General features: G+C 66.3%; 20 protein-coding genes. 9 read left to right on the top strand and 11 right to left on the bottom strand.

Going from position 1 to position 20,316, the window contains the following annotated elements:
• Positions 1-11: 11 nt before the first annotated feature.
• The 3 genes from AYJ57_RS12600 to AYJ57_RS12590 are packed head-to-tail and all read right to left on the bottom strand — an operon-like array spanning position 12 to position 3,997.
• Positions 12-395, bottom strand: a complete 384-nt coding sequence (locus AYJ57_RS12600) for an RNA-binding S4 domain-containing protein (RefSeq protein ID WP_066105775.1) — start codon at positions 393-395, stop codon at positions 12-14.
• Between the two features lie 21 nt (positions 396-416).
• Complete coding sequence (locus AYJ57_RS12595) at positions 417-3,383, bottom strand: helicase-related protein (RefSeq protein WP_066105772.1); 2,967 nt, start codon at positions 3,381-3,383, stop codon at positions 417-419.
• A 53-nt stretch (positions 3,384-3,436) separates the two neighbouring features.
• Entirely contained in the window at positions 3,437-3,997 is a 561-nt protein-coding gene (locus tag AYJ57_RS12590; RefSeq protein ID WP_066105769.1) for a hypothetical protein, read from the bottom strand.
• A gap of 191 nt (positions 3,998-4,188) precedes the next feature.
• Here AYJ57_RS12590 and AYJ57_RS12585 point away from each other — a divergent pair, with 191 nt between their 5' ends.
• The 7 genes from AYJ57_RS12585 (at position 4,189) to AYJ57_RS26350 (ending at position 13,039) form a co-directional block, all read left to right on the top strand.
• Entirely contained in the window at positions 4,189-4,494 is a 306-nt protein-coding gene (locus AYJ57_RS12585) for an SCP2 sterol-binding domain-containing protein (protein WP_066105767.1), read from the top strand.
• Positions 4,491-5,459 carry an alpha/beta fold hydrolase gene (locus AYJ57_RS12580; protein ID WP_066105764.1) on the top strand — a complete coding sequence of 323 codons (969 nt, stop codon included), beginning with the start codon at positions 4,491-4,493 and terminating at the stop codon, positions 5,457-5,459. Before AYJ57_RS12585 ends, AYJ57_RS12580 begins: the two co-directional genes overlap by 4 nt.
• An 83-nt stretch (positions 5,460-5,542) precedes the next feature.
• On the top strand, positions 5,543-6,559 hold the full coding sequence (locus AYJ57_RS12575; RefSeq protein ID WP_066107063.1) for a ligase-associated DNA damage response exonuclease: 1,017 nt from the start codon (positions 5,543-5,545) through the stop codon (positions 6,557-6,559).
• A complete protein-coding gene (locus AYJ57_RS12570) occupies positions 6,556-8,148 on the top strand; it encodes an ATP-dependent DNA ligase (RefSeq protein WP_066105761.1) in 1,593 nt (530 codons plus the stop codon). The genes AYJ57_RS12575 and AYJ57_RS12570 overlap by 4 nt, the downstream gene beginning before the upstream one ends.
• Positions 8,149-8,315: 167 nt before the next feature.
• Positions 8,316-10,610, top strand: a complete 2,295-nt coding sequence (locus AYJ57_RS12565) for an arginine/lysine/ornithine decarboxylase (RefSeq protein WP_066105758.1) — start codon at positions 8,316-8,318, stop codon at positions 10,608-10,610.
• Positions 10,611-10,778: 168 nt separating this feature from the next.
• Positions 10,779-12,593 (top strand): M3 family oligoendopeptidase, encoded by a 1,815-nt coding sequence (locus AYJ57_RS12560; protein ID WP_066105756.1) that lies wholly within the window; start codon positions 10,779-10,781, stop codon positions 12,591-12,593.
• An 86-nt stretch (positions 12,594-12,679) separates the two neighbouring features.
• Positions 12,680-13,039 carry a hypothetical protein gene (locus tag AYJ57_RS26350; RefSeq protein ID WP_237220152.1) on the top strand — a complete coding sequence of 120 codons (360 nt, stop codon included), beginning with the start codon at positions 12,680-12,682 and terminating at the stop codon, positions 13,037-13,039.
• On the opposite strand, the gene AYJ57_RS12550 is transcribed toward AYJ57_RS26350, so the two are convergent.
• A complete protein-coding gene (locus AYJ57_RS12550) occupies positions 13,032-13,301 on the bottom strand; it encodes a DksA/TraR family C4-type zinc finger protein (RefSeq protein WP_066105753.1) in 270 nt (89 codons plus the stop codon). The two genes, AYJ57_RS26350 and AYJ57_RS12550, sit on opposite strands and share 8 nt — an antisense overlap.
• Positions 13,302-13,463: 162 nt before the next feature.
• Between AYJ57_RS12550 and AYJ57_RS12545 the strand changes: the two genes are divergently transcribed.
• Positions 13,464-13,991: a glutathione peroxidase gene (locus AYJ57_RS12545; protein WP_083191283.1), complete on the top strand. Its 528-nt coding sequence runs from the start codon at positions 13,464-13,466 to the stop codon at positions 13,989-13,991.
• 12 nt (positions 13,992-14,003) lie between these two features.
• Here AYJ57_RS12545 and AYJ57_RS12540 read toward each other — a convergent pair whose 3' ends face one another.
• The 5 genes from AYJ57_RS12540 to AYJ57_RS12520 form a co-directional block, all read right to left on the bottom strand.
• Complete coding sequence (locus tag AYJ57_RS12540; RefSeq protein ID WP_066105749.1) at positions 14,004-14,255, bottom strand: YdcH family protein; 252 nt, start codon at positions 14,253-14,255, stop codon at positions 14,004-14,006.
• Between the two features lie 98 nt (positions 14,256-14,353).
• The gene (locus tag AYJ57_RS12535; protein WP_335740006.1) at positions 14,354-14,944 is read right to left on the bottom strand and encodes a thermonuclease family protein; all 591 of its coding nucleotides are present in this window, start codon (positions 14,942-14,944) and stop codon (positions 14,354-14,356) included.
• A gap of 249 nt (positions 14,945-15,193) precedes the next feature.
• On the bottom strand, positions 15,194-15,391 hold the full coding sequence (locus AYJ57_RS12530) for a hypothetical protein (RefSeq protein WP_066105746.1): 198 nt from the start codon (positions 15,389-15,391) through the stop codon (positions 15,194-15,196).
• Between the two features lie 133 nt (positions 15,392-15,524).
• Positions 15,525-16,424: a DMT family transporter gene (locus tag AYJ57_RS12525; RefSeq protein ID WP_066105743.1), complete on the bottom strand. Its 900-nt coding sequence runs from the start codon at positions 16,422-16,424 to the stop codon at positions 15,525-15,527.
• Positions 16,425-16,469: 45 nt separating this feature from the next.
• Positions 16,470-17,069, bottom strand: a complete 600-nt coding sequence (locus AYJ57_RS12520; protein ID WP_066105740.1) for a LysE/ArgO family amino acid transporter — start codon at positions 17,067-17,069, stop codon at positions 16,470-16,472.
• A 93-nt stretch (positions 17,070-17,162) separates the two neighbouring features.
• On the opposite strand from AYJ57_RS12520, the gene AYJ57_RS12515 reads away from it, so the two are divergent.
• On the top strand, positions 17,163-18,050 hold the full coding sequence (locus tag AYJ57_RS12515) for a LysR family transcriptional regulator ArgP (RefSeq protein WP_066105737.1): 888 nt from the start codon (positions 17,163-17,165) through the stop codon (positions 18,048-18,050).
• On the opposite strand, the gene AYJ57_RS12510 is transcribed toward AYJ57_RS12515, so the two are convergent.
• Entirely contained in the window at positions 18,029-19,303 is a 1,275-nt protein-coding gene (locus AYJ57_RS12510; protein ID WP_066105735.1) for an MFS transporter, read from the bottom strand. The two genes, AYJ57_RS12515 and AYJ57_RS12510, sit on opposite strands and share 22 nt — an antisense overlap.
• A gap of 102 nt (positions 19,304-19,405) precedes the next feature.
• Positions 19,406-20,074, bottom strand: a complete 669-nt coding sequence (locus AYJ57_RS12505) for a DNA-3-methyladenine glycosylase I (protein WP_066105731.1) — start codon at positions 20,072-20,074, stop codon at positions 19,406-19,408.
• Between the last annotated feature and the right edge of the window lie 242 nt (positions 20,075-20,316).

Genomic DNA, 20,316 nt, shown 5'->3' with positions numbered 1-20,316 from the left:
AGCACAGCGGATCATTCAAGCGTCCGGCCGCGATCAAGATCGAGTTTCCTGCGGTCACGCTTGGTGGGACGAGAATTGCCTTCGAGGCGCTGCACCGGTGGAACGTCGTCCTTCGATTTCGGCTGCGGCGGATCGAGGTCCTCGTAGAGTTGCTGCGCTTCGGGGGCCGGACCGCGCCGTTCGCCAAGCGCCAGCACCTTGATCACCCGCACCTGCCGCGCCTGAGAGAAGGTCAGCACATCCCCCGGCCCGACGTTGAAGGCGGGTTTCGATACATTGGTCCCATTCACGCGAAGCCCCGCCCCGATGGCCTTGGCCGACAGGCTCCGCGTCTTGAAGAAGCGGGCCTGCCAGAGCCATTTGTCGAGGCGGATCTTCTGGAGTTGTTCGGTCACTGGGTCAGTGTCCCGAGGGGCTCAGGACTTGTCCTTGTTGAAGCCCATGAGCGCAGCCGCGAAGGGGTTGTCCGGATCGATCCGGTCCTTCTTCTCGGGGCGCGACTCGAAGGTCTTCGGCCCTTTCGGACCACCCTTGCCGCCGCTGCGGGGACCGCCTTTGCCGCGCGGCTTGCCGCCGCCCTTGGGGCCACCCTTGCCGCGCGCCTGACGACCGCCTTCACGGCCACCCTCGCGGGCACCACCGTCACGGCCACCCTGACGGCCACCGCGGTTGCGGTTGCCACCCCAGGTGAAGGTGTAGAACACCTCGATCTCGGGACCTGCGAGCGCCGCATCGGGGCTTTCGCCCGGCAACACTTCGGTTTCCGACGCTTCGGGGATGTGGTTGTCCACCTCGGTCGCGTCCGGCGTCTCGGCGATGGGGGCAACGCCCTCGTCGTCGATGCTCTCGGTGCCGGTCACCACATCCGCGGGCGCGGGCTCGGCAGCCGGATCGGCCATTGCGGCGGGGGTCGCCTCTTCTTCCTGCGCGGCGTCGAACACCGGCTCGTCCTCACCCGGGGTGCCGGTCGGATCGGAGCTTTCGGTCAGCACCTTGTCAGCGGCACGCACCTTGGTGCGCTCGCCCTTTTCGGCGCGGTAGCCGAGACCTTCCATCAGGTCAGCGAACTGCTCCAGCGTCATGCCGGTGATCGACAGCATGTCGGCCTTGGCCTCAAAGCCGCCGCGGCTGTCTTCGCTGCGCAGCATGTCGGCCAGACGCTCGAGCATGTCGATGCGGATGGCGCGCTCGCCTGCGGGGCGGTAGCCGGACAGCGAGTAATGCACCATCGGCACATCGCGCATGTTGGGCACGGTCACCAGACCCGGCGGCGGTGCCTCGGGGAAGGTGTCGAGATCGTTCGACAGCGACCACAGCACCAGACGCAGGCGCGTCGGCGCGGGCTTGAGCAGCAGCGGCATGAAGATCGTGTACTGACCGAAACGCACGCCATGCTTGCGCAGCGCGCCACGGGCGTCCTGATCCAACTGCTTGACCTCATCGGCCACCTGGCTGCGGGGGATGATGCCCATCGCCTCGATCAGGCGGAAGCCGAAGCCACGCGCCAGACCGGTCAGAGCCTCGTCGTTCTGCAGGTTCAGCAGCGGCTCGAAGAGCGCGGCGATTTTGCGATCGATGAAATGCTGCAGACGGCGTTCGACCTTCTGCGCCACATCGGGGCCAGCCTCGTCATCGACGAAAACGGCAACGCGCGGCTTCAGCGGGTCATCGCCCTTCACCAGCTTGCCGACCGCCTGCTCGCCCCACATCAGACCACCCTGTTCGGTGAAGTCGATCTCGGTATCGGGAGCGTTATAGAAGCGATCCGCCCGCAGGTGGAAATGCGGCGCCAGCGCCTGCAGCGACGCTGTCTTCAGCGTCTTGGCTTCCTGGCCCGTCGCCCCGGCATCCTGCCGGAACCGGAACCCCTCGAGCCGACCGACGAATTCGCCTTCGACGGTCACTTCTCCGTTGTCGTTCACCTCGGCCAAGAGGGCCTCCTTCTGCTTCAACCGCCGCAAGAGCACTGATGTGCGGCGGTCAACAAATCTTTGCGTCAGACGCGCGTGCAGCGCATCGGACAGTGCGTCTTCTACCGCGCGGGTCGCCTCGCGCCAATGGCTTTCGTCATCCACCCAACCTTTGCGTTGCGCCACGTAAGTCCATGTGCGGATGAACGCCAGCCGTTTCGACAACGCATCGATATCTCCATCGGTTCGATCAATGCGTTTCACCTGCCGCGCCATGAAGTCGCCCGGGATACTCCCGCGCTCGTGCAGATGCTGGTAGATCACCTGCAGCATGGACGCGTGTTCATTATGACTGATGCCGCGGAAATCGGGAATACGGCAGACATCCCACAGCAGCTTTACCGAGGCCGGGTCGGACGCGCGGGCGCGGACCTCCGCCTGCGAATTGAGCGTTTTCAGCGACATCAGATCGTCAGCCTCGCGCGCCTTGACCAGATTCTGGTCCGGCGGCGCCTGCTCGAGCGAGTCGATCAGCGCCTCGGGCGAGCCGAATTTCAGCGCCGAATTCCGCCAGTTGAGCTTTTTCAGCGGGGTGAACCGGTGGCTGGTGATCGCCTCCACCCACTCTTCGTCGATCTGCCCCGCGTCGCCGGTGGTGCCGAACGAGCCGTCGCGCATCCCCCGCCCCGCACGGCCCGCGATCTGCGCCAACTCGTTCGGCTGCAACTCGCGCATGCGGCGCCCGTCGAACTTGCGCAGCGAGGAAAACGCCACGTGATCGACATCAAGGTTGAGCCCCATGCCGATGGCATCGGTGGCCACGAGGTAATCCACATCGCCGTTCTGATAGAGATCGACCTGCGCGTTGCGGGTTCGCGGACTGAGCGCTCCCATCACCACCGCCGCCCCGCCCTTGGTGCGGCGCAGAAGCTCGGCGATGGCATAGACGTTGTCCACCGAGAAGCCGACGATGGCACTGCGCGGCGGCATGCGGGAGATCTTGCGCGAGCCCGAATAGAACAGCTGGCTCATGCGGTCGCGGCGCATGAACTCCACGCCCTTCACCAGCTGCGAGATCGGCCCGCGCATGGTGTCCGAGCCCAGAAACAACGTCTCATTGAGCCCGCGCATGCGCAGCAGCCGGTCGGTGAACACATGGCCGCGCTCGGGATCGGCGCAAAGCTGGATCTCGTCGATGGCGACAAAATCGCAGCCCATGCCCTCGGGCATCGCCTCGACCGTGCAAATCCAATACTGCGCGCGCGGCGGCACGATGCGTTCTTCGCCGGTGACCAGCGCCGCGACAGAGGGGCCGCGCGCGGCGACCACCTTGTCATAGACCTCGCGCGCCAAAAGACGCAGCGGCAGGCCGATCATACCGGACCTGTGCGCCAGCATCCGTTCGATGGCGTAATGGGTTTTGCCTGTGTTGGTCGGGCCGAGGACGGCCGCGATCCGCGCGCGTTGGGCCATGGGAGGGGGCCTTGTCTTTCGTCTTCAGCGAACCTCGGGTCCGCTTGTAGCCTTTAGAGGGAAACGCCTTTCACCCGCGTCTCCAGCCGATCGATTGCCTCGGTGACAGTCTCGTCGTAAGGCCTGAGCTCAACTACCCGTGAATAGGCCCGATAAGCAAGGTCAAGATCGCCCAGTTCCTCGTGGATCGCGCCAACGCCCTGCAGGGCGCCAAAATGATTGGGGTTGAGCGCCAGCGTATGTTCCAGCGCATCCATCGCCGGGCCCAGCCGGTCGGCGGCGTAATGGGCCAGTGCAAGCGTGCTCCAGCCCTCGGCGAAGCCGGGCGCATGATCGGTGAGCGCGGTGAGATGGCCAATGGCGGTGTCGATCTCGCCGACCTCCAGCGCATCACGGCCCCGCTTGAGCAGCAGATCCATCGCCGCAGACCCCGATTTCGACCATTCCGCGCGCAAATCACGCTCGGCCCGGTCGGCGATCTCGGGGCTGGGCGCTGCGGCCAACTCGGCGAGCAACTCTGCCTCGCGGCTCTGGGTGTCCTTTTCAGCCCCCTGCTGAGACCCCTGCGGCCCGGCGGCGATTGCCGCATCGGGCGCCGCGTTTTGCGCGCCCATCTGTGGCCCATCCGGAGCCCCCTGTTGTGCCCCTTCTTGTGCCAAAGCGAGGCAAGGTAGGGAAAACGTGACTAGGGCCAGCGCAAGCGCCGTTCTAGGTTGGATTTTGCGCGACAGCATGCTCATACAGGAAAGTGTAACCCAAGCCCGCTGGATTGCCAGCACAGGAATTCGTGAGGAGTGTCCGGATCATGAGCGAAACGGTCAAGGCGGCGGTCGCCGCGCTGAACAAGAAGCTGGATGGCGAGGGATTCGCCGGGGTTGCGAAATTCGTAATCGAGGGCAAAGGCGCGATCATCGTCGACGAAGCCGGGGCGCGTGCCGCGGCAGAAACTGGCGAGCTGCCCGCCGACGTCACGCTCACCGCCGACACCGAGACGTTCCGCGCCATCATCGAGGGTGAGAAGAACCCCACCACCGCCTATATGACCGGCGCGCTGCAGATGGATGGCGACATGGGCGCGGCCATGCGGCTGGCCAAGACGCTGGCCGGATGAGCGCCGAGGCCCCCTTCTATGCCGATCTGGCCGAGGGCCCCGAGGGCGCCCGTGCGCTCTGGATCCGCGCCGAAGACGGGCTGCGCCTGCGGCTTGGCCATTATCCCGGCCCGGCGAAAGCCGAAGGCACCGTGCTGCTGTTCCCCGGCCGCACCGAGTATGTCGAGAAATACGGCCGGGTCGCGCAGGCCTTTGCCGCGCGCGGCTTTCACACGCTGACCATCGACTGGCGCGGACAGGGGCTGGCCGACCGCATGCTCGAGGACGCGCAGACTGGCCATGTGCATCTCTTTGCCGACTACCAGCGCGACGTGGATGCGATGCTGGGGGCGGCGCGCGATCTTGGCCTGCCCGAGCCTTTCCATCTGCTTGGCCACTCCATGGGCGGTGCCATTGGCCTGCGCGCGCTGGTGCGCGGCCTGCCGGTGGCGGGCGCAGGCTTCACCGCGCCGATGTGGGGCATCCGCTTTGTCGGACCGGTGCGGCAGGCGGCATGGGCGCTCAGCTGGTCTGGCGCGCGTTTCGGCATGGGGCATTTCTACGCCCCCTCCACCGGCCCCGGCAGCTATCTCACCCGCACCGCCTTTGAAGGCAATGTGCTGACCACCGACCGCAGCGGCTGGGATTATATGCTGCGGCAGGTGACCGAGGTGCCGCAGTTGCAGCTTGGCGGGCCGTCGCTGCGCTGGCTGCATGAGGCGCTGGCCGAATGCCTTGCGCTGTCGCGGCTGCCCGCGCCCGAGGTGCCCTGCATCACCTTCCTCGGCAGCAATGAGCGCGTGGTGGACGGTGCCCGCATCCGCAGCCGCATGGCGCGTTGGCCGGGTGGCCGACTGGAGCTGATCCAAGGCGGCGAGCATGAGGTGCTGATGGAAGATGCGGTGACGCGCGAGCGGGTCATCTCGCAGATCTCGGCGCTGTACCGGCAGGCGGCAGAGGACAAGGGCGCGCAGGCCCGCGCCTGAGGGCGCTGCGTTCGCGCTTGGCTCGGCCCGGCAGTTCGGGCCGCGATCTGGCCGAGCGCCGCCCCCGCGCTATGCTTCCGCGCATGGCGGATCCGGTTCTCAGCTTCACCGAGCGCGGCATCTACTGCCCCGCGGCGGATATCTACATCGACCCTTGGCGCCCGGTGCCGCGGGCGCTTATCACCCATGCGCATTCCGATCACGCCCGCCCCGGCCACGGCAGCTATCTCGCCACGCCGGTCACCGCCGCGATGATCCGGCACCGGCTGGGCGTCGAGGTCGAGACGCTGCCCTATGCCGAGCCGCGGCGGATCGGCAGCGCCACCGTCAGCTTTCACCCCGCCGGACATGTGCCCGGCTCGGCGCAGGTGCGGGTCGAGGTGGGCGGCGAGGTATGGGTGGTGTCGGGCGACTATAAGCTCGAGGACGACGGCCTGTCCGAGCCCTTCGAGCCGGTGCGCTGCCATGCGTTCATCACCGAATGCACCTTTGGCCTGCCGGTGTTCCGCTGGCAGCCGCAGGCCGAGATCGCCGCCGAGATCAACGGCTGGTGGCGCGCCAATCGCGCGGCCGGGCGCGCTTCGCTTCTGGGGGCCTACAGCCTTGGCAAGGCGCAGCGGCTGATCTCGATGCTCGACCCGGAGATTGGCCCGATCCTCACCCATGGCGCGGTGGAGGGCAGCAATGCGGTGCTGCGCGAGATCGGCGCCTTCGACCGCGAGACGATCCCCGTGACGCCCGACTTCGACCGCAAGGCGCATCCCGCGCCGATGGTGGTCGCGCCGCCCTCGGCCTTTGGCACATCATGGGCGCGCAAATTCGGCCCGGCACAGACCGGTTTCGCCTCGGGCTGGATGCGTCTGCGCGGCGTGCGGCGGCGGCGCGGCGTGCAGCGCGGCTTTGTCATCTCGGACCACGCCGACTGGCCCGCCCTGCTCCGCGCCATCAAAGAGATGGGTGCAGAAAACATATATCCGACACATGGTTACACGGATATCTTTGCGCAATACCTGCGCAGCGAAGGCTATGACGCCACGCCCGTTCCCACCGAGTTCGGCGGCGAGGAAGATGCAGCCGAGAAAACCGGAGACGCCGCATGAAGGACTTCGCGTGCCTCTTCACCAAGCTCGACCAAACCACTAGAACGTCAGAGAAAACCTCTGCCCTCACCGAGTTCTTTCGAAGCGCGCCCGAGACCGACCGGCTGTGGGCCGTGGCGCTCTTCTCGGGCCGCCGTCCGAAGCGGGCGGTGACCACCACGCTGCTGCGCGAATGGGCCGCCGAGCGCGCGGGCATCCCGCTGTGGCTGTTCGAGGAGAGCTATCCCATCGTTGGCGATCTGGCCGAAACCATCGCGCTGATCCTGCCCCCGCCGAGCGCGCCCGAGGACCGCGACCTTGCCCATTGGATCGACGTGGTGAAGGGGCTCGCGCCGCTGGAGGCCGAGGCGCGCAAGGCGGCGGTGCTGGAGGTCTGGGATCACTTGGACCCCACCGAGCGTTTCCTCTTCAACAAGTTGATCACTGGCGGCTTTCGCATCGGCATCAGCCGCAAGCTGATGACCCGCGCTCTGGCCGAGGCGACGGGCGTCGACGAGCCCGCCATGGCGCTGCGGCTGATGGGCAAATGGCACCCCGAAGAGACCACTTGGGCGCAGCTGACCGCCGAAGAAGATGCCAGTGAGGACGAAAGCCGACCCTACCCGTTCTGCCTTGCCTCGCCGCTGGAGGCGGAGGCGGCGAGCCTTGGCGATCCTGCCGACTGGCTCGCGGAATGGAAATGGGATGGCATCCGCGGTCAACTGATCCTGCGCGGCGGCACGCATCATCTGTGGTCGCGCGGCGAGGAGTTGATCACCGACCGCTTTCCCGAGTTCGCCCGCAGCCCCGACTTCCTGCCGCCGGGCACGGTTCTGGATGGCGAGATCCTCGCGTGGAAGGACGGCGGCCCGCTGCCCTTTGCCCAGTTGCAGCCCCGGATCGGGCGCAAGACGGTGCCCAAGAAGCTGCTGACCGAGGCGCCGGTGCGGATGCTGGCCTATGACCTGCTGGAGCATGAGGGGGAAGATATCCGCGCCCTGCCCCTGTCCGAGCGCCGCCAGCGGCTTGAGGCGCTGCTAGAGGGGTTGCCGGAGGATGCCGCCGTAATGCCCTCGCCGCTGCTGACCGAGGCCGATTGGCCCGCGCTCGCCGCCCAGCGCGAGAGCGCACGCGAGCACCGCTCCGAAGGGCTGATGCTCAAACACCGGGACTCGGCCTATCGCGACGGGCGCAAGCGCGGCGACTGGTGGAAGTGGAAGCTCGACCCGCTGAGCGTGGACGCGGTTATGATCTACGCGCAGCAGGGCCACGGGCGGCGTGCCAACCTTTTCACCGACTTCACCTTCGCAGTGAAAGACGGCAACGGGCTGGTGCCCTTCACCAAGGCCTATTCCGGCCTCACCGACGCCGAGTTCGACGAGATCACCCGCTGGGTGAAGCGCAACACGCAGCAGCGCTTTGGCCCGGTGCGGCAGGTGACGCCCGAACTGGTGTTCGAGATCGCCTTCGAGGGCATTCAGGAAAGCCCGCGTCACAAGTCCGGCATCGCGCTGCGCTTTCCGCGCATGGCGCGCTGGCGGCGCGACAAACCGGTGGATGAGATCGACACGCTGGACGGGCTGAAATCGCTGCTGGACGCCTATGGCTGACCGTTGCCGCCTCTTATGCAGGCCCTTGACGGCGGCGGGTTCAAAAGAAAGAAACATCCGATCATTATAGGGCAACATACCGTGCCCCGAAGACCCGCCCGGAACAGGGGCCACGGCCTCGGCGACCGCACATCCACCCAACGAAAGACCCCCTGTTGGAGAAAAGAATGAAGTTCCGCTTCCCCATCGTGATCATCGACGAAGATTTCCGCTCCGAGAACAGCTCGGGCCTCGGCATCCGCGCGCTCGCCGAAGCCATCGAGTCCGAGGGGTTCGAGGTGCTGGGCGTCACCAGCTATGGCGACCTGTCGCAATTTGCGCAGCAGCAATCCCGCGCCAGCGCCTTCGTGCTGTCGATCGACGACGAGGAATTCTCTCCCGGTCCCGAGCTTGATCCGGCGGTTCTCAACCTGCGCAACTTCATCGAGGAACTGCGCTGGAAGAACGAGGATGTGCCGATCTACATCTACGGCGAGACCAAGACCTCGCGGCACCTGCCCAACGACATCCTGCGCGAGCTGCATGGCTTCATCCACATGTTCGAGGACACGCCGGAGTTCGTCGCCAAGCACATCATCCGCGAAGCCAAGAGCTACCTCGAAGGCATCCAGCCGCCGTTCTTCAAGGCGCTGCTCGATTATGCCGAGGATGGGTCCTACTCGTGGCACTGCCCCGGCCATTCGGGCGGCGTGGCGTTTCTCAAGTCCCCCATCGGCCAGATGTACCACCAGTTCTACGGCGAGAACATGCTGCGCGCCGACGTATGCAACGCGGTCGAGGAACTGGGCCAGTTGCTCGACCACAATGGCGCCATCGGCGAATCCGAGCGCAATGCCGCACGCATCTTCAACGCCGATCACTGCTTCTTCGTGACCAATGGCACCTCGACCAGCAACAAGATGGTCTGGCACCACAGCGTGGCCCCCGGCGACGTGGTGGTGGTGGACCGCAACTGCCACAAGTCGATCCTGCATTCGATCATCATGACCGGGGCGATCCCGGTGTTCCTCAAGCCGACGCGCAACCATTGGGGCATCATCGGCCCGATCCAGCGCAGCGAGTTCGAGATCGAGAGCATCAAGGCCAAGATCCGCGCCAACCCGCTGCTGAAGGACGTGGATGCCGACAGCGTGCAGCCGCGCATCCTGACGCTGACGCAATCGACCTATGACGGGGTTCTCTACAACACCGAAGAGATCAAAGGGCTGCTCGACGGCTATGTCGAGAACCTGCATTTCGACGAGGCGTGGCTGCCGCATGCCGCCTTCCACCCGTTCTATGGCACCTATCACGCCATGGGGCGCAAGCGCGGGCGCACCAAGAAATCGGTGACCTATGCCACCCAGTCGGTGCACAAGCTGCTGGCAGGGATTTCGCAGGCCAGCCATGTGCTGGTGCAGGACAGCGAAGAGACCAAGCTCGACCGGCATCTCTTCAACGAAGCCTATCTCATGCACACCTCCACCAGCCCGCAGTACAGCATCATTGCCTCCTGCGATGTGGCAGCGGCGATGATGGAGCCGCCGGGCGGCACCGCGCTCGTTGAGGAGAGCATCGTCGAAGCGCTGGAATTCCGCCGCGCCATGCACAAGGTCGACGAGGAATACGGCGCCGACGACTGGTGGTTCAAAGTCTGGGGTCCCGAGGATTTCGACCACAACAGCGACGGCATGGGCCGCACCCGCGACTGGGTGCTGAAGAAGACCGATGCCGAGGGCGTCGAGAGCAGCGGCACCGACAGCTGGCACGGCTTTGGCGACATGGCGCCGGGCTTCAACATGCTCGACCCGATCAAGGCGACGATCATCACGCCGGGGCTCGACCTCGACGGGCGTTTCGACGACTGGGGCATCCCCGCCTCGATCGTCACGAAATATCTCGCCGAGCACGGCGTGGTGGTGGAGAAGACCGGGCTCTACAGCTTCTTCATCATGTTCACCATCGGCATCACCAAGGGCCGCTGGAACACGCTGCTGACCGCGCTGCAGCAGTTCAAGGACGATTACGCCAAGAACCAGCCGATGTGGCGCTCGATGCCGGAGTTCTGCCAGAAGCACCGCCGTTACGAGCGCATGGGGCTCAAGGACCTGTGCCAGCATGTCCACGCGCAATACGCGCAATACGACGTGGCGCGGCTGTCGACCGAGATTTACCTGTCTGACCTCGAGCCTGCGATGAACCCCGGCGAGGCTTATGCCCATATCGCCCGCCGCACCACGCAGCGCGTGCCGATCGACGAGCTGGAAGGGCGGATCACCACCTCGCTGGTCACCCCCTACCCGCCGGGCATCCCGCTGCTGATCCCGGGCGAGGTGTTCAACAAGCGCATCGTCGACTACCTGCGGTTCAACCGCGAGTTCGCCCGCGCCTGCCCCGGCTTCGAGACCGACATCCACGGGCTGGTGCAGGAGGTCATGCCCGACGGCTCGGTGGAGTATTTCGCCGACTGCGTGGCAAAGTGACATCGGGGCGCGCGGCAGCAAGGGGCGCTGCCCCTCGGCGCTGCGCGCCTCACCCCGGGATATTTTGATCTAGACGAAGCGGCAGAGCGCCGGGCGGCGCTTTGCCCTTGAACCTGCGGGGGGCGGGCTCTTACCTGTCTCCCAACAAAGAGAACAAGGAGAGACGCGATGACCGTTCGGCCCGTTTTTGATGCCACTGCCGCTGCCGGGGGCAAGAACCTGGGCGATCTGCCGGAATGGGATCTGACCGATCTCTATCCCGCGCCCGACGCGCCGGAGGTGAAGCGCGATCTGGACTGGCTGGAAGACGCCTGCGCGCGCTTTGCGCATGACTACGAGGGCAAGCTGGGCGAGCTGGATGCCGCGGGCTTCCTCGAGATGATCCAGCGCCATGAAAAGATCGAGGCGGTCGCGGGCCGCATCATGTCCTTTGCCGGGCTGCGCTACTACCAGCTGACCATCGATGCCGAGCGCGCCAAGTTCCTGTCGGACTGTCAGGAGAAGATCACCCATTTCACCACGCCGCTGGTGTTCTTCACGCTCGAGCTGAACCGGCTCGACGATGAGCTCCTCGACGGGCTCTTTGCCGCCGATGCCGAGCTGGGCCGCTACAAGCCCGCCTTCGACCGCATCCGCGCGATGAAGCCGCACCAGCTGTCGGACGAGATGGAGCATTTCCTGCACGACATGGGCGTGGTCGGCGACGCATGGGAGCGGCTCTTTGACGAGACCATCGCCGGGCTCAGCTTCACCGTCGACGGCGAGGAGATGAGCATCGAGAGCACGCTCAACCTGCTGACCGAACAGGACCGCGCCAAGCGCGAAGCCGCGGCCCACGAACTGGCGCGGGTCTTTGGCCAGAACATCCGCACCTTCGCCCGCGTGCACAACACGCAGGCCAAGGAAAAGGAAGTGATGGACCGCTGGCGCAAGATGCCCACCGCGCAGCACGCAAGGCACCTTGCCAATGACGTGGAGCCCGAGGTGGTGGAGGCGCTGCGCAACGCCGTGGTCAATGCCTACCCACGCCTGTCGCACCGCTATTACGAGCTGAAGCGCAAATGGCTGGGGCTCGACCGTATGCAGGTCTGGGACCGCAACGCGCCGCTGCCGATGGAGACCGACCGGATCGTCGGCTGGGACGAGGCGGAAAAGACCGTGATGGACGCCTATGCCGGTTTCGATCCGCGCATGGCCGAGATCGCCGAGCCCTTCTTCAAGAAGGGCTGGATCGACGCCGCCGCCAATCCCGGCAAGGCGCCGGGCGCCTTTGCCCACCCCACGGTGACCGACGCGCACCCCTATGTGCTGCTCAACTACCTCGGCAAGCCGCGTGACGTGATGACGCTGGCGCATGAGCTGGGCCACGGCGTGCATCAGGTGCTGGCCGCCGGTCAGGGCGAGATGCTGGCCTCGACCCCGCTGACGCTGGCCGAGACCGCCTCGGTGTTTGGCGAGATGCTGACCTTCCGCCGCCTGCTCGATCAGGCCAAGGACAAGGCCGAGCGCAAAGTGCTGCTGGCGGGCAAGGTCGAGGACATGATCAACACGGTCGTGCGGCAGATCGCCTTTTATGACTTCGAGTGCAAGCTGCATGCGGCGCGCCGCGGTGGCGAGCTGACGCCCGAGGACATCAACGCGCTGTGGATGTCGGTGCAGGCGGAAAGCCTCGGCGATGCCTTCGACTTCATGGAAGGCTACGAGACCTTCTGGGCCTATATCCCGCATTTCGTGCACTCGCCCTTCTACGTCTACGCCTATGCCTTCGGTGACGGGCTGGTGAACGCGCTTTACGCGGAATACGAGGCCAACCCCGAAGGGTTCCAGGACAAGTATTTCGACATGCTGAAAGCGGGCGGCTCGAAGCACCACAAGGCGCTGCTGGCGCCCTTCGGCCTTGATGCCACCGATCCCAAGTTCTGGGACAAGGGCCTGTCGATGATCGAGGGCTTCATCGACGAGCTTGAGGCAATGGAAGACTGATCTTCCGGGGCGGGCGCGAAGGTGCCCGCCCCTCTCTTTCGGACCTATGACGGTCCGCTCTCCCCCGCAGCCAGAGGATCCGCCCCATGCCGCCGCGCGACGATGACAGCCAAGGCACGCCGCAAGCTGCCCCCGGCCGGCCGCGGGCAAAGCGCAGCATCAAGCGGCGGATGCAGCATTTTCTGGTGTATGTGCGCCGCAAGGTGCCGCCGGGGCTGCGGCTGGTGCTGGGCCTGCTGCTGATCTGCGGCGGCGTTCTTGGCTTCCTGCCGGTGCTGGGCTTTTGGATGATCCCGCTGGGCTTTGCCGTGGCGATGCTGGACGTGATGCCGCTCTACCGGCGCGGGCTCGAACGTGGACGCGCGCTGCGGCGGCGTGACAATCCCGACCGTGCCGAAGATTCTGCAGAGACCCGCACAGAATCCCGGGACGACGATCCTACTTGAGCTGGCTGTCCTTCGAGCCACGCCGGTTGATCCCGGCGCGCGCCTGATAGGCGCCGTCGCGCTCTTGCTGACAGTCGATGCAGAGCTTCACGCCCGGAATGGCGGTGCGGCGCTTTTCGGGGATCGGCTCTTCGCATTCGACGCAATGAGTCGCGCTCTCGCCCATAGGGCGCTTGCGGGCCTGCATCCGCGCAAGCTCGTCCTTGATGCTGTCTTCGATCTGCTCTTGTACCGCACCGTCGCGGCTCCAGCCTCCGGCCATGGCGTCACCTCCTGAACCGTGAAGATAGGCGCGCCTCCGCCGTGCACCAAGCGTTTTCGGCAAATGTGCGCGGGCGCAGATCCAATCCGCGCCCGCCTGCGTATTCATTTCATTGACTTCACGTCACCGAGACTATTTGTGAGCGCAAAGGAGATGTTCGTGATGCGTATTTTTGCCCTGCTGCTCGGCCTTGTCACCCTGCCCGCGGCGGCCCCGCTGGCGGTGGCCTCCGAGACCACCGAGTTCCAGTCGATCGACGGCGGCACGCTCGACCTTGCGCAATGGCGTGGCCAGCCGGTGCTGGTGGTCAACACCGCCTCGCGCTGCGGCTTTGCCGGGCAATTCGACGGGCTGCAGGACCTCTACGACCGCTACCGCGCGCGCGGGCTGGTGGTCGTTGCCGTGCCGTCGGACGATTTCAAGCAAGAGCTGAACAGCGATGCGGCGGTCAAGGAGTTCTGCGAGCTCAACTTTGACATCGACCTGCCGATGACCACGATCACCCATGTCAAAGGCGAAGAGGCGCACCCGTTCTTCCGGCAACTGTCGGAAAAGCACGGCTACACCCCGTCGTGGAATTTCAACAAAGTGCTGATCGGCCCCGATGGCGACTATGTCGCGGGCTGGGGCAGCACCACGCTGCCCCTCTCGGCGCCGATCACCGGCCAGATCGAGCCGCTGCTCGACTGACCGTTATCGGGCTCAGGCCTCTTCGGCGTCCGCCACCAGCAGCGCGTAGATCTCGTCTTTCAGCGCGGCACGGCGCTTGCGCAGATCAGCCTCGGCCAGCGCCTCCATCGGGGTGAGACCGCTTTCGGCACCATGCACCTCGCGGTTCACCTCGTAGTAGCGCTCGGCCAGTGTGGAGAAATGGCCGCCCTGCTGCTTCAGGACCGAGATACGCTCGGCGAACTGCGGGAATTCTTCGGCGAGGGAATGCGGAACATGGGACATGGGCAGGTGCCTCCTTTTCTTGTCTTGCCCTTGTCTTGCCACGCCCCGCGCCGGTCCACTTTGATGCGGATCAACGTGCCCCGAGGTCATTTCGGCCCCTAGCGCCGCGCCGGTCGCCAGCCTGCGGCTTCGGCCTCTGCGGCAGAGCAGAACCACCGCTCGCCCTCGCTTTCGTCGATGCGCGTCGGTCCGTAGTGCTGCTGTCCGGGGCTGTGGTAGATGCGCGCGCCCTTGGACGAGATATTGCCCTTGATCACACAGCCCTCGGGCGCCTCTTCCAATGCCGCGGCATTGGCGGCGCGGCGGGTCTCGGCGCGGTAGGCCGCCGGGCGTTGCACCTGCGCGCCATGCAGCCCGACACCTCGGACGGCGGCGCGTTTCTCGTCGAGATCATAGTCCATGGAATAGTCGCGATAGGCAAAGAGCAGCCCCTCCGACACCAGCGTGCGGCCCATGTCCTTGCCGTCCACAGAGCAGCGCGCCACGGCCCGCCCATAGCGATCTGTGTCGAGCCGCTCGCAGCGCGCGCGGTGCCCGTCGTAGCGCGCGCGCACCTCATCGGTGACCCAAGCGCCGCAGTTCCATTGCGGCGTGCCGTCGCCGCCGCAGGTCTGCCCCTGCTCGGGCGCGTCGACACCAAAAAGACGGACGCGCACGTCGCCGACATCGAAGGTATCGCCGTCGATCACATGCAGCGATCCGCTGAAACTCGATTGTGCGGCAGGCGCGGGTGACGTTAGGGCAAGGAGTGAGCCCAAAGCACCAACAAAAAGTGAACGTATATAGATCATTAGGCCAAAATCGCCGCATGGCGCGGCAAGTTCAACCAAATTCATTAACCTTCGTTAAGAACCCCTCCGGGCCACGCATAAGCCCGGCGTGGCGGCTGGCACGGCGGCGTCACGAACCTCGGACGCGCCCCATGCCCTGCCCCGCAGTCAGGCGTCAAGCGTGCCCAGATGCCGGTTCTGCGGCAGGCGGGAGACCTCGACACCGCGCGCGCTCCGGCGCAGCGCATAGCCATAGCCCTTCACGCGAAAGCGCCATTCGGCTTCGGACAGGGACTTTTGCCGCTCGCTCAGGAGAAAGGCGGTGACGGCGTCAAACTCTTCGGTCAGTCGGTTCTCGGCAAACATGGATACACACCCAATAAAACTGTTTCTACATGAGAAACCCTGCGGGTGGATTGGGGCCGAAATGCGATGCACTTGGGGATTTTTGATGATCAGGAAACGCACTGTTTCCAGCGCGACACTCCCGACCCATGCTTCAGAACTTGGTGTCCGGTCCCGACGGGGTGATCCGGCGTTTCAGCATCGCCTCGCGCAGCGTGATGAACAGCACCGAGCCGATGATCACCAGCCCGCCCGCGACCACGAAAGGGTCCACCGGCTCGGCAAAGAACAGCGCCCCGATGGTGATCGACCAGACCAGCTGCAGGAAGGTGATGGGCTGGGTGACGGTGACCGGGGCATTGGCGAAGGCCAGCACCATCGCGTAGTGCCCGCCGGTGGCGAAGGCGGCTGTGGCGAAAAGGATCGCCGCGTCGGTCCAGCTTGGCCAGACCCAGACCGACAGCGCGAAGGGCAACAGCCCCAGCGTCACCGAGATCGACAGCAGCGCCAGCGCCACGGCGGGCGACAGTTCGTCGGTGATGATCTTGGCGATGAGATAGGAGATGGCGAACATCATGGATGTGCCGAGCATGGCGAAATGCCCCGGATCAAGCTCGCGGAACCCCGGTCGCAGGATCAGCAGCGCGCCGCCAAGGGCCGCGACGATCGCCAGCATCCGGCGCAGCGCCAGCCGCTCTCCCAGCACCAGCACCGCCAGCACCGTCACATAGATCGGCGTGAGGTAGTTCATCGCCGTGACTTCGGCGAGCGGGATGCGCGACATGGCGAAGAACCAGCAGATCACCCCAAGCGTCTGCGCCGCGCCGCGCAGCGCCGACAGGCGCCACTGGCGGCCCGTCATCCGCAGGTCGCGCAGCGCGCGCCACGCGGGGATCAGAAACACCAGCCCGAAGAGATAGCGCAGGAAGGCCGATTCCGCCGCAGGCACCCTTCCGTGCAGCAGCTTGACGGTGACGGTCACCGCCACAAAGCAAAGCCCCGTGACGACCATGAAGAGGATGCCCCGCACCGGGTTCGATTGCTTCGTGCTCATGCGCTCTTTGGTAGCCCGCCCAGCGTCAGGCGCAAGGGGCCGCGCTCATCCCAGCAGCAGCTTGAGGGCAATCGCCCACATGGTCAGGCCGATCCCGAGGTCCAGCACGCGCCACGCGACGGGCCGCGCAAAGACCGGCGCCAGAAGCCGCGCGCCAAAGCCAAGCGCGAAGAAAAAGATGACGGACGCCGTCACCGCCCCTGCCCCAAACGCCAGCCGGTCGGGATATTGCGCCGAGACCGCGCCCAGCAGCATCACCGTGTCGAGATAGACATGCGGGTTCAGCCACGTCAGCGCGAGGCAGGTCAGCACCGCGCGGCGCAACGTGCCATTTCCCGGTGCCTCTTCGGCCCGCAGCGCGCCGCCGCCGCGCCACGCCGAGAGCAGCGTGCGCGCGCCGTAGCACGTCAGGAAGGCGGCACCGATCCAGCGCATGGCGGTCTCCAGCCCCGGCAGCTGCGCCGCCAGAAGGCCAAAACCGGTGACGCCCGCGACGATCAGCACCGCGTCCGACAGCGCGCAGACCAGCACCACCGGCAGCACATGCGCTCTGCGCAGCCCCTGCCGCAGCACAAACGCATTCTGCGCCCCAATCGCCACGATCAGCGAAAGTCCAAGGGCGAACCCGGCAGCTGCTGCCTGCATGATGTCTCTCCGTTTCTTAGCGTTGCAGCCCGGCTAACACGCGGCGTTTCGGAAAGACTAGTTAAACAATCTGCGGCTAGTTAAGATGTACTAATGCAGTACGATCCCTCTCAACTCGCCGCGCTAGAGGCGGTGCTTCGGCTTGGCAGCTTCGACGCCGCCGCGCGGCAGCTCAGTGTCACGCCCTCGGCGATCTCGCAGCGCATCAAGGTGCTGGAGGACCGCGCGGGCGCCGCGCTGGTGATCCGCGCGACGCCCTGCACCGCCACGCCCGCCGGTGCGCGCCTCGCGCGGCACGCCTCGGAGGTAGCGCTGCTCGAGGCGGCGCTGGCGCGCGATCTCGGCCATGATCTGGGACAGATGGCGCCACAGGCCCGGCTGCGGCTGGCGGTGAATGCCGACAGCCTCGGGACGTGGCTTCTGCCCGCGCTGACCGGGCTCGAGATGCTGTTCGAGATCGTACTGGACGATCAGGCGTTCTCGGCCGATTGGCTGCGGCGCGGAGAGGTGTCGGCGGCGATATGCGACCACGCCCGCCCGGTGCAGGGATGCGATGCCGTGCCGCTGGGCCGGATGCGCTATCTGGCGACCTGCTCGCCAGCGTTCCACGCGCGCTATTTCGCGCATGGCCCGACGTTGGAGGCGTTCGCCCGCGCGCCGCTGCTGCAGTTCGACGGCAAGGACGCGCTGCAGCACGACTGGCTGCGGCGGGTGACCGGGGAGGCTTTGCTGCCCCCCACGCATCGCATCCCCTCGACCCAAGGCTTTGTAGAGGCCGCGCGGCTGGGGCTGGGATGGGGGCTGAACCCCGAACATCTTGCCGCGCCGCTGCTGGCGAGCGGAGACCTCGTCTCGCTCGCCCCCGAACAACCCGAAGAGATCGCGCTGCACTGGCAGGTGAACCGGCTGGTCTCTGGCGCGCTGGCGCCGCTCACCCGCGCGGTGCGGGCGCAGGCGCGTCAGGCGCTCTTGCCGTCCTGATCCGGGGTTTCGACCTCATGCAAGCCGATGGCGATGACGCCGCCGATGAGGCTCAGCATCGCAAAGCCCGCCAGCGCCGCCACCGGGCCGATCACCGCCAGACCGCCGCCGAGCGCGCCGGTCAGCAGCAGCAACCCACCGATCAGCGTGTTGGCAAGCGCGGCATAGCTAGCGCGGCCCTCCTCCGGTGCCATATCCACAAGATAGGTCGAGCGCCCCTGCCGCACCCCTTGGTAAGAGATCAGCAGCGCAAAGAGCAGCACCGGTGTCACCCAGACCGGATCTGTCCAGTCCAGCAGCGCCGCCACCACCGCAAGCGCCATCGCCGCGGCCCCGGCAAATCCCGACAGCATCAGCACCTTGCGCGAGGAGCGGTCGGCCAGCCGCCCCCAGACCCAGCTCGACACAAAGGCGGCGAGCGCCGAGGCCAGCACCATGGCACCGAGCTTTTGCAGCGCGCCCTCATGCTGCTCGAGCAGCACCAGATAGGGCGGCGCCAGCGAGGTCACAGTCAACGCGCCGCGGCAGGCGATGAAGCGGCGAAACTGCGGGTCTTCGCGCAGCGGCGACAGATCGATGTGCTTCGCTTCGGTCTCGGGCGCGCTGTCCTCTTCCTCGAGGGTCGAGAAAAGCGCCGCCGCGCCAAGCCAGAGCGCCGCAGCGATGCCGATGGCCACCGCGATGGGCGGCACGTCCTGCAAGAGGCCCGACATCAGCAGCAGCGCAAAGACCACCACCCCGGCGGAGGCGACCGATCCCGCCGTGCCGGTGATCGAACCGCGCCGGGTTTTCGCAACGGTCTTGCCCAGAACATCCTTGTAGCTCACCGAGGCGGCGGCACGCGACAGCGCCAGCAGCCCGAGCAGCACGCACAGCGCGATCCCGGCAGCCACCCCCTGCAGGGTCAGTGCCACGACGACCATGGCCGCCGCCGCAAGCCCCTGCCCGACCGAGCCCGCGACCCAGACCCACTTGCGCTGTTTCGAGCGCCGCACCACGCCCGCGAGCAACAACTGCGGCAGCAGCGCGCCCGCCTCGCGGATCGGCACCAGCAGCCCGGTGATGGCCGCCGGAGCGCCGAGCGTCTGCGCCAGCCACGTCAGAACCAGCTTGGGATTGATCAGCCCGTCGGCGAGTTTGGTCATCGACAGCGAGGCCACATGACGCAGCCCGTTGCGGGCCTCGGAGGGCGGCGCCCCGTCCTCGCCTTCGGTGAGGGTGTCGTAGAGCCGCGTCTCGTCGATATGGGTCATGTCTCTGTGCCTGCCGCTGTTGCCATGTCGGTGGGTCTGGGCCGGTGGGTCCGGCAGGAGAACGCGGCAGCGCATCGGCAGGTTCCCGCCGGGCTGCGCCTTTCAGCCGATGCTGCGCGCGAGCACCCGGCTGATGGTGGTCAGTGGCTGGCCGCTTTGCTCTGCCCAGAGGTTGAACGCCCCCTGCACTGCCGCCATCGCCCGGCGGGAGGTTGGCGCCTTGTCGATCACCCCTTCGGCGATCAGCCGCCCCACCACGTCGCGGCTGAGCACATAGCCATCCTTGCCCACGGCGCGCAGCATATAGGCGCCGGTGTTGCCGCCGAGACGCGCGCCGCTGCGCTTGAGCCAATCGAGCAGCCCGTCGAACTCGCTGACCGGCCAATCGGCGATACGGCGGGCGAAACTGCCATGCTCGGCGGCGGTGTCGAGGATGAACACTGCGTTGTCGCGGATCGCGGTGATCTTCGGCCCCGAGCGGATCACCCGCCGGTCCGACAGAAGCGCATCCAGCGCCTCGCCTTCGATCATCGAGACCGGGCCCGGCTCGAAATCGTGGAAGGCCTCGGTGATGCCGGGCCATTTGGCGTCGACCACCTTCCAGCTGATCCCGGCCTGAAAGATGCCGCGGGCCATGGCCGCAAGGAAACGCGCGTCAGGCAGCGCAGCGATCTCTTCGGGCGGCAGCGGCGCGGGGATCTCGGCGAGCGCCGCGTCGCGCCCGCCATGACGCTCGGCGGCGATTTGGAGGATGTCGTCGAATGTGCGCATGGAGATCTCCGTGAACCTTGGCCAGCGTGGCGTATCGCCGGGCGCTTGCCTAGCCCTTCGAAGTTGCTGGCGATCTTTCTGGCGACGAGCCCATAGGGGGCTCCGCCCCCGCCGCGGCTGCGCCGCGACTCCCCCGGCGTATTTGAAAAGAGAAGAAGCGGCTTGGCTTGACACCCCTACCCGCGGGGGTCACAAGGCGGCACGACATATAACCCGCAACCGGGCGTTCCGTGGGCGCCAGA

The sequence above is a fragment of the Salipiger sp. CCB-MM3 genome (assembly GCF_001687105.1).
Classification (GTDB): domain Bacteria; phylum Pseudomonadota; class Alphaproteobacteria; order Rhodobacterales; family Rhodobacteraceae; genus Salipiger.
The sequence above is the reverse complement of the archived record's forward strand: the minus strand, read 5'-3'. Positions and strand labels throughout refer to the sequence as shown.

Coding starts and splice junctions, on each gene's coding strand:
- AYJ57_RS12595 (WP_066105772.1), bottom strand. CDS start 3,383: ATGGCCCAACGCGCGCGGATCGCGGCCGTCCTCGGCCCGACCAACACA.
- AYJ57_RS12590 (WP_066105769.1), bottom strand. CDS start 3,997: ATGGGCGCGCAAAACGCGGCGCCCGATGCGGCAATCGCCGCCGGGCCG.
- AYJ57_RS12585 (WP_066105767.1), top strand. CDS start 4,189: ATGAGCGAAACGGTCAAGGCGGCGGTCGCCGCGCTGAACAAGAAGCTG.
- AYJ57_RS12580 (WP_066105764.1), top strand. CDS start 4,491: ATGAGCGCCGAGGCCCCCTTCTATGCCGATCTGGCCGAGGGCCCCGAG.
- AYJ57_RS12575 (WP_066107063.1), top strand. CDS start 5,543: ATGGCGGATCCGGTTCTCAGCTTCACCGAGCGCGGCATCTACTGCCCC.
- AYJ57_RS12570 (WP_066105761.1), top strand. CDS start 6,556: ATGAAGGACTTCGCGTGCCTCTTCACCAAGCTCGACCAAACCACTAGA.
- AYJ57_RS12565 (WP_066105758.1), top strand. CDS start 8,316: ATGAAGTTCCGCTTCCCCATCGTGATCATCGACGAAGATTTCCGCTCC.
- AYJ57_RS12560 (WP_066105756.1), top strand. CDS start 10,779: ATGACCGTTCGGCCCGTTTTTGATGCCACTGCCGCTGCCGGGGGCAAG.
- AYJ57_RS26350 (WP_237220152.1), top strand. CDS start 12,680: ATGCCGCCGCGCGACGATGACAGCCAAGGCACGCCGCAAGCTGCCCCC.
- AYJ57_RS12550 (WP_066105753.1), bottom strand. CDS start 13,301: ATGGCCGGAGGCTGGAGCCGCGACGGTGCGGTACAAGAGCAGATCGAA.
- AYJ57_RS12545 (WP_083191283.1), top strand. CDS start 13,464: ATGCGTATTTTTGCCCTGCTGCTCGGCCTTGTCACCCTGCCCGCGGCG.
- AYJ57_RS12540 (WP_066105749.1), bottom strand. CDS start 14,255: ATGTCCCATGTTCCGCATTCCCTCGCCGAAGAATTCCCGCAGTTCGCC.
- AYJ57_RS12530 (WP_066105746.1), bottom strand. CDS start 15,391: ATGTTTGCCGAGAACCGACTGACCGAAGAGTTTGACGCCGTCACCGCC.
- AYJ57_RS12525 (WP_066105743.1), bottom strand. CDS start 16,424: ATGAGCACGAAGCAATCGAACCCGGTGCGGGGCATCCTCTTCATGGTC.
- AYJ57_RS12520 (WP_066105740.1), bottom strand. CDS start 17,069: ATGCAGGCAGCAGCTGCCGGGTTCGCCCTTGGACTTTCGCTGATCGTG.
- AYJ57_RS12515 (WP_066105737.1), top strand. CDS start 17,163: ATGCAGTACGATCCCTCTCAACTCGCCGCGCTAGAGGCGGTGCTTCGG.
- AYJ57_RS12510 (WP_066105735.1), bottom strand. CDS start 19,303: ATGACCCATATCGACGAGACGCGGCTCTACGACACCCTCACCGAAGGC.
- AYJ57_RS12505 (WP_066105731.1), bottom strand. CDS start 20,074: ATGCGCACATTCGACGACATCCTCCAAATCGCCGCCGAGCGTCATGGC.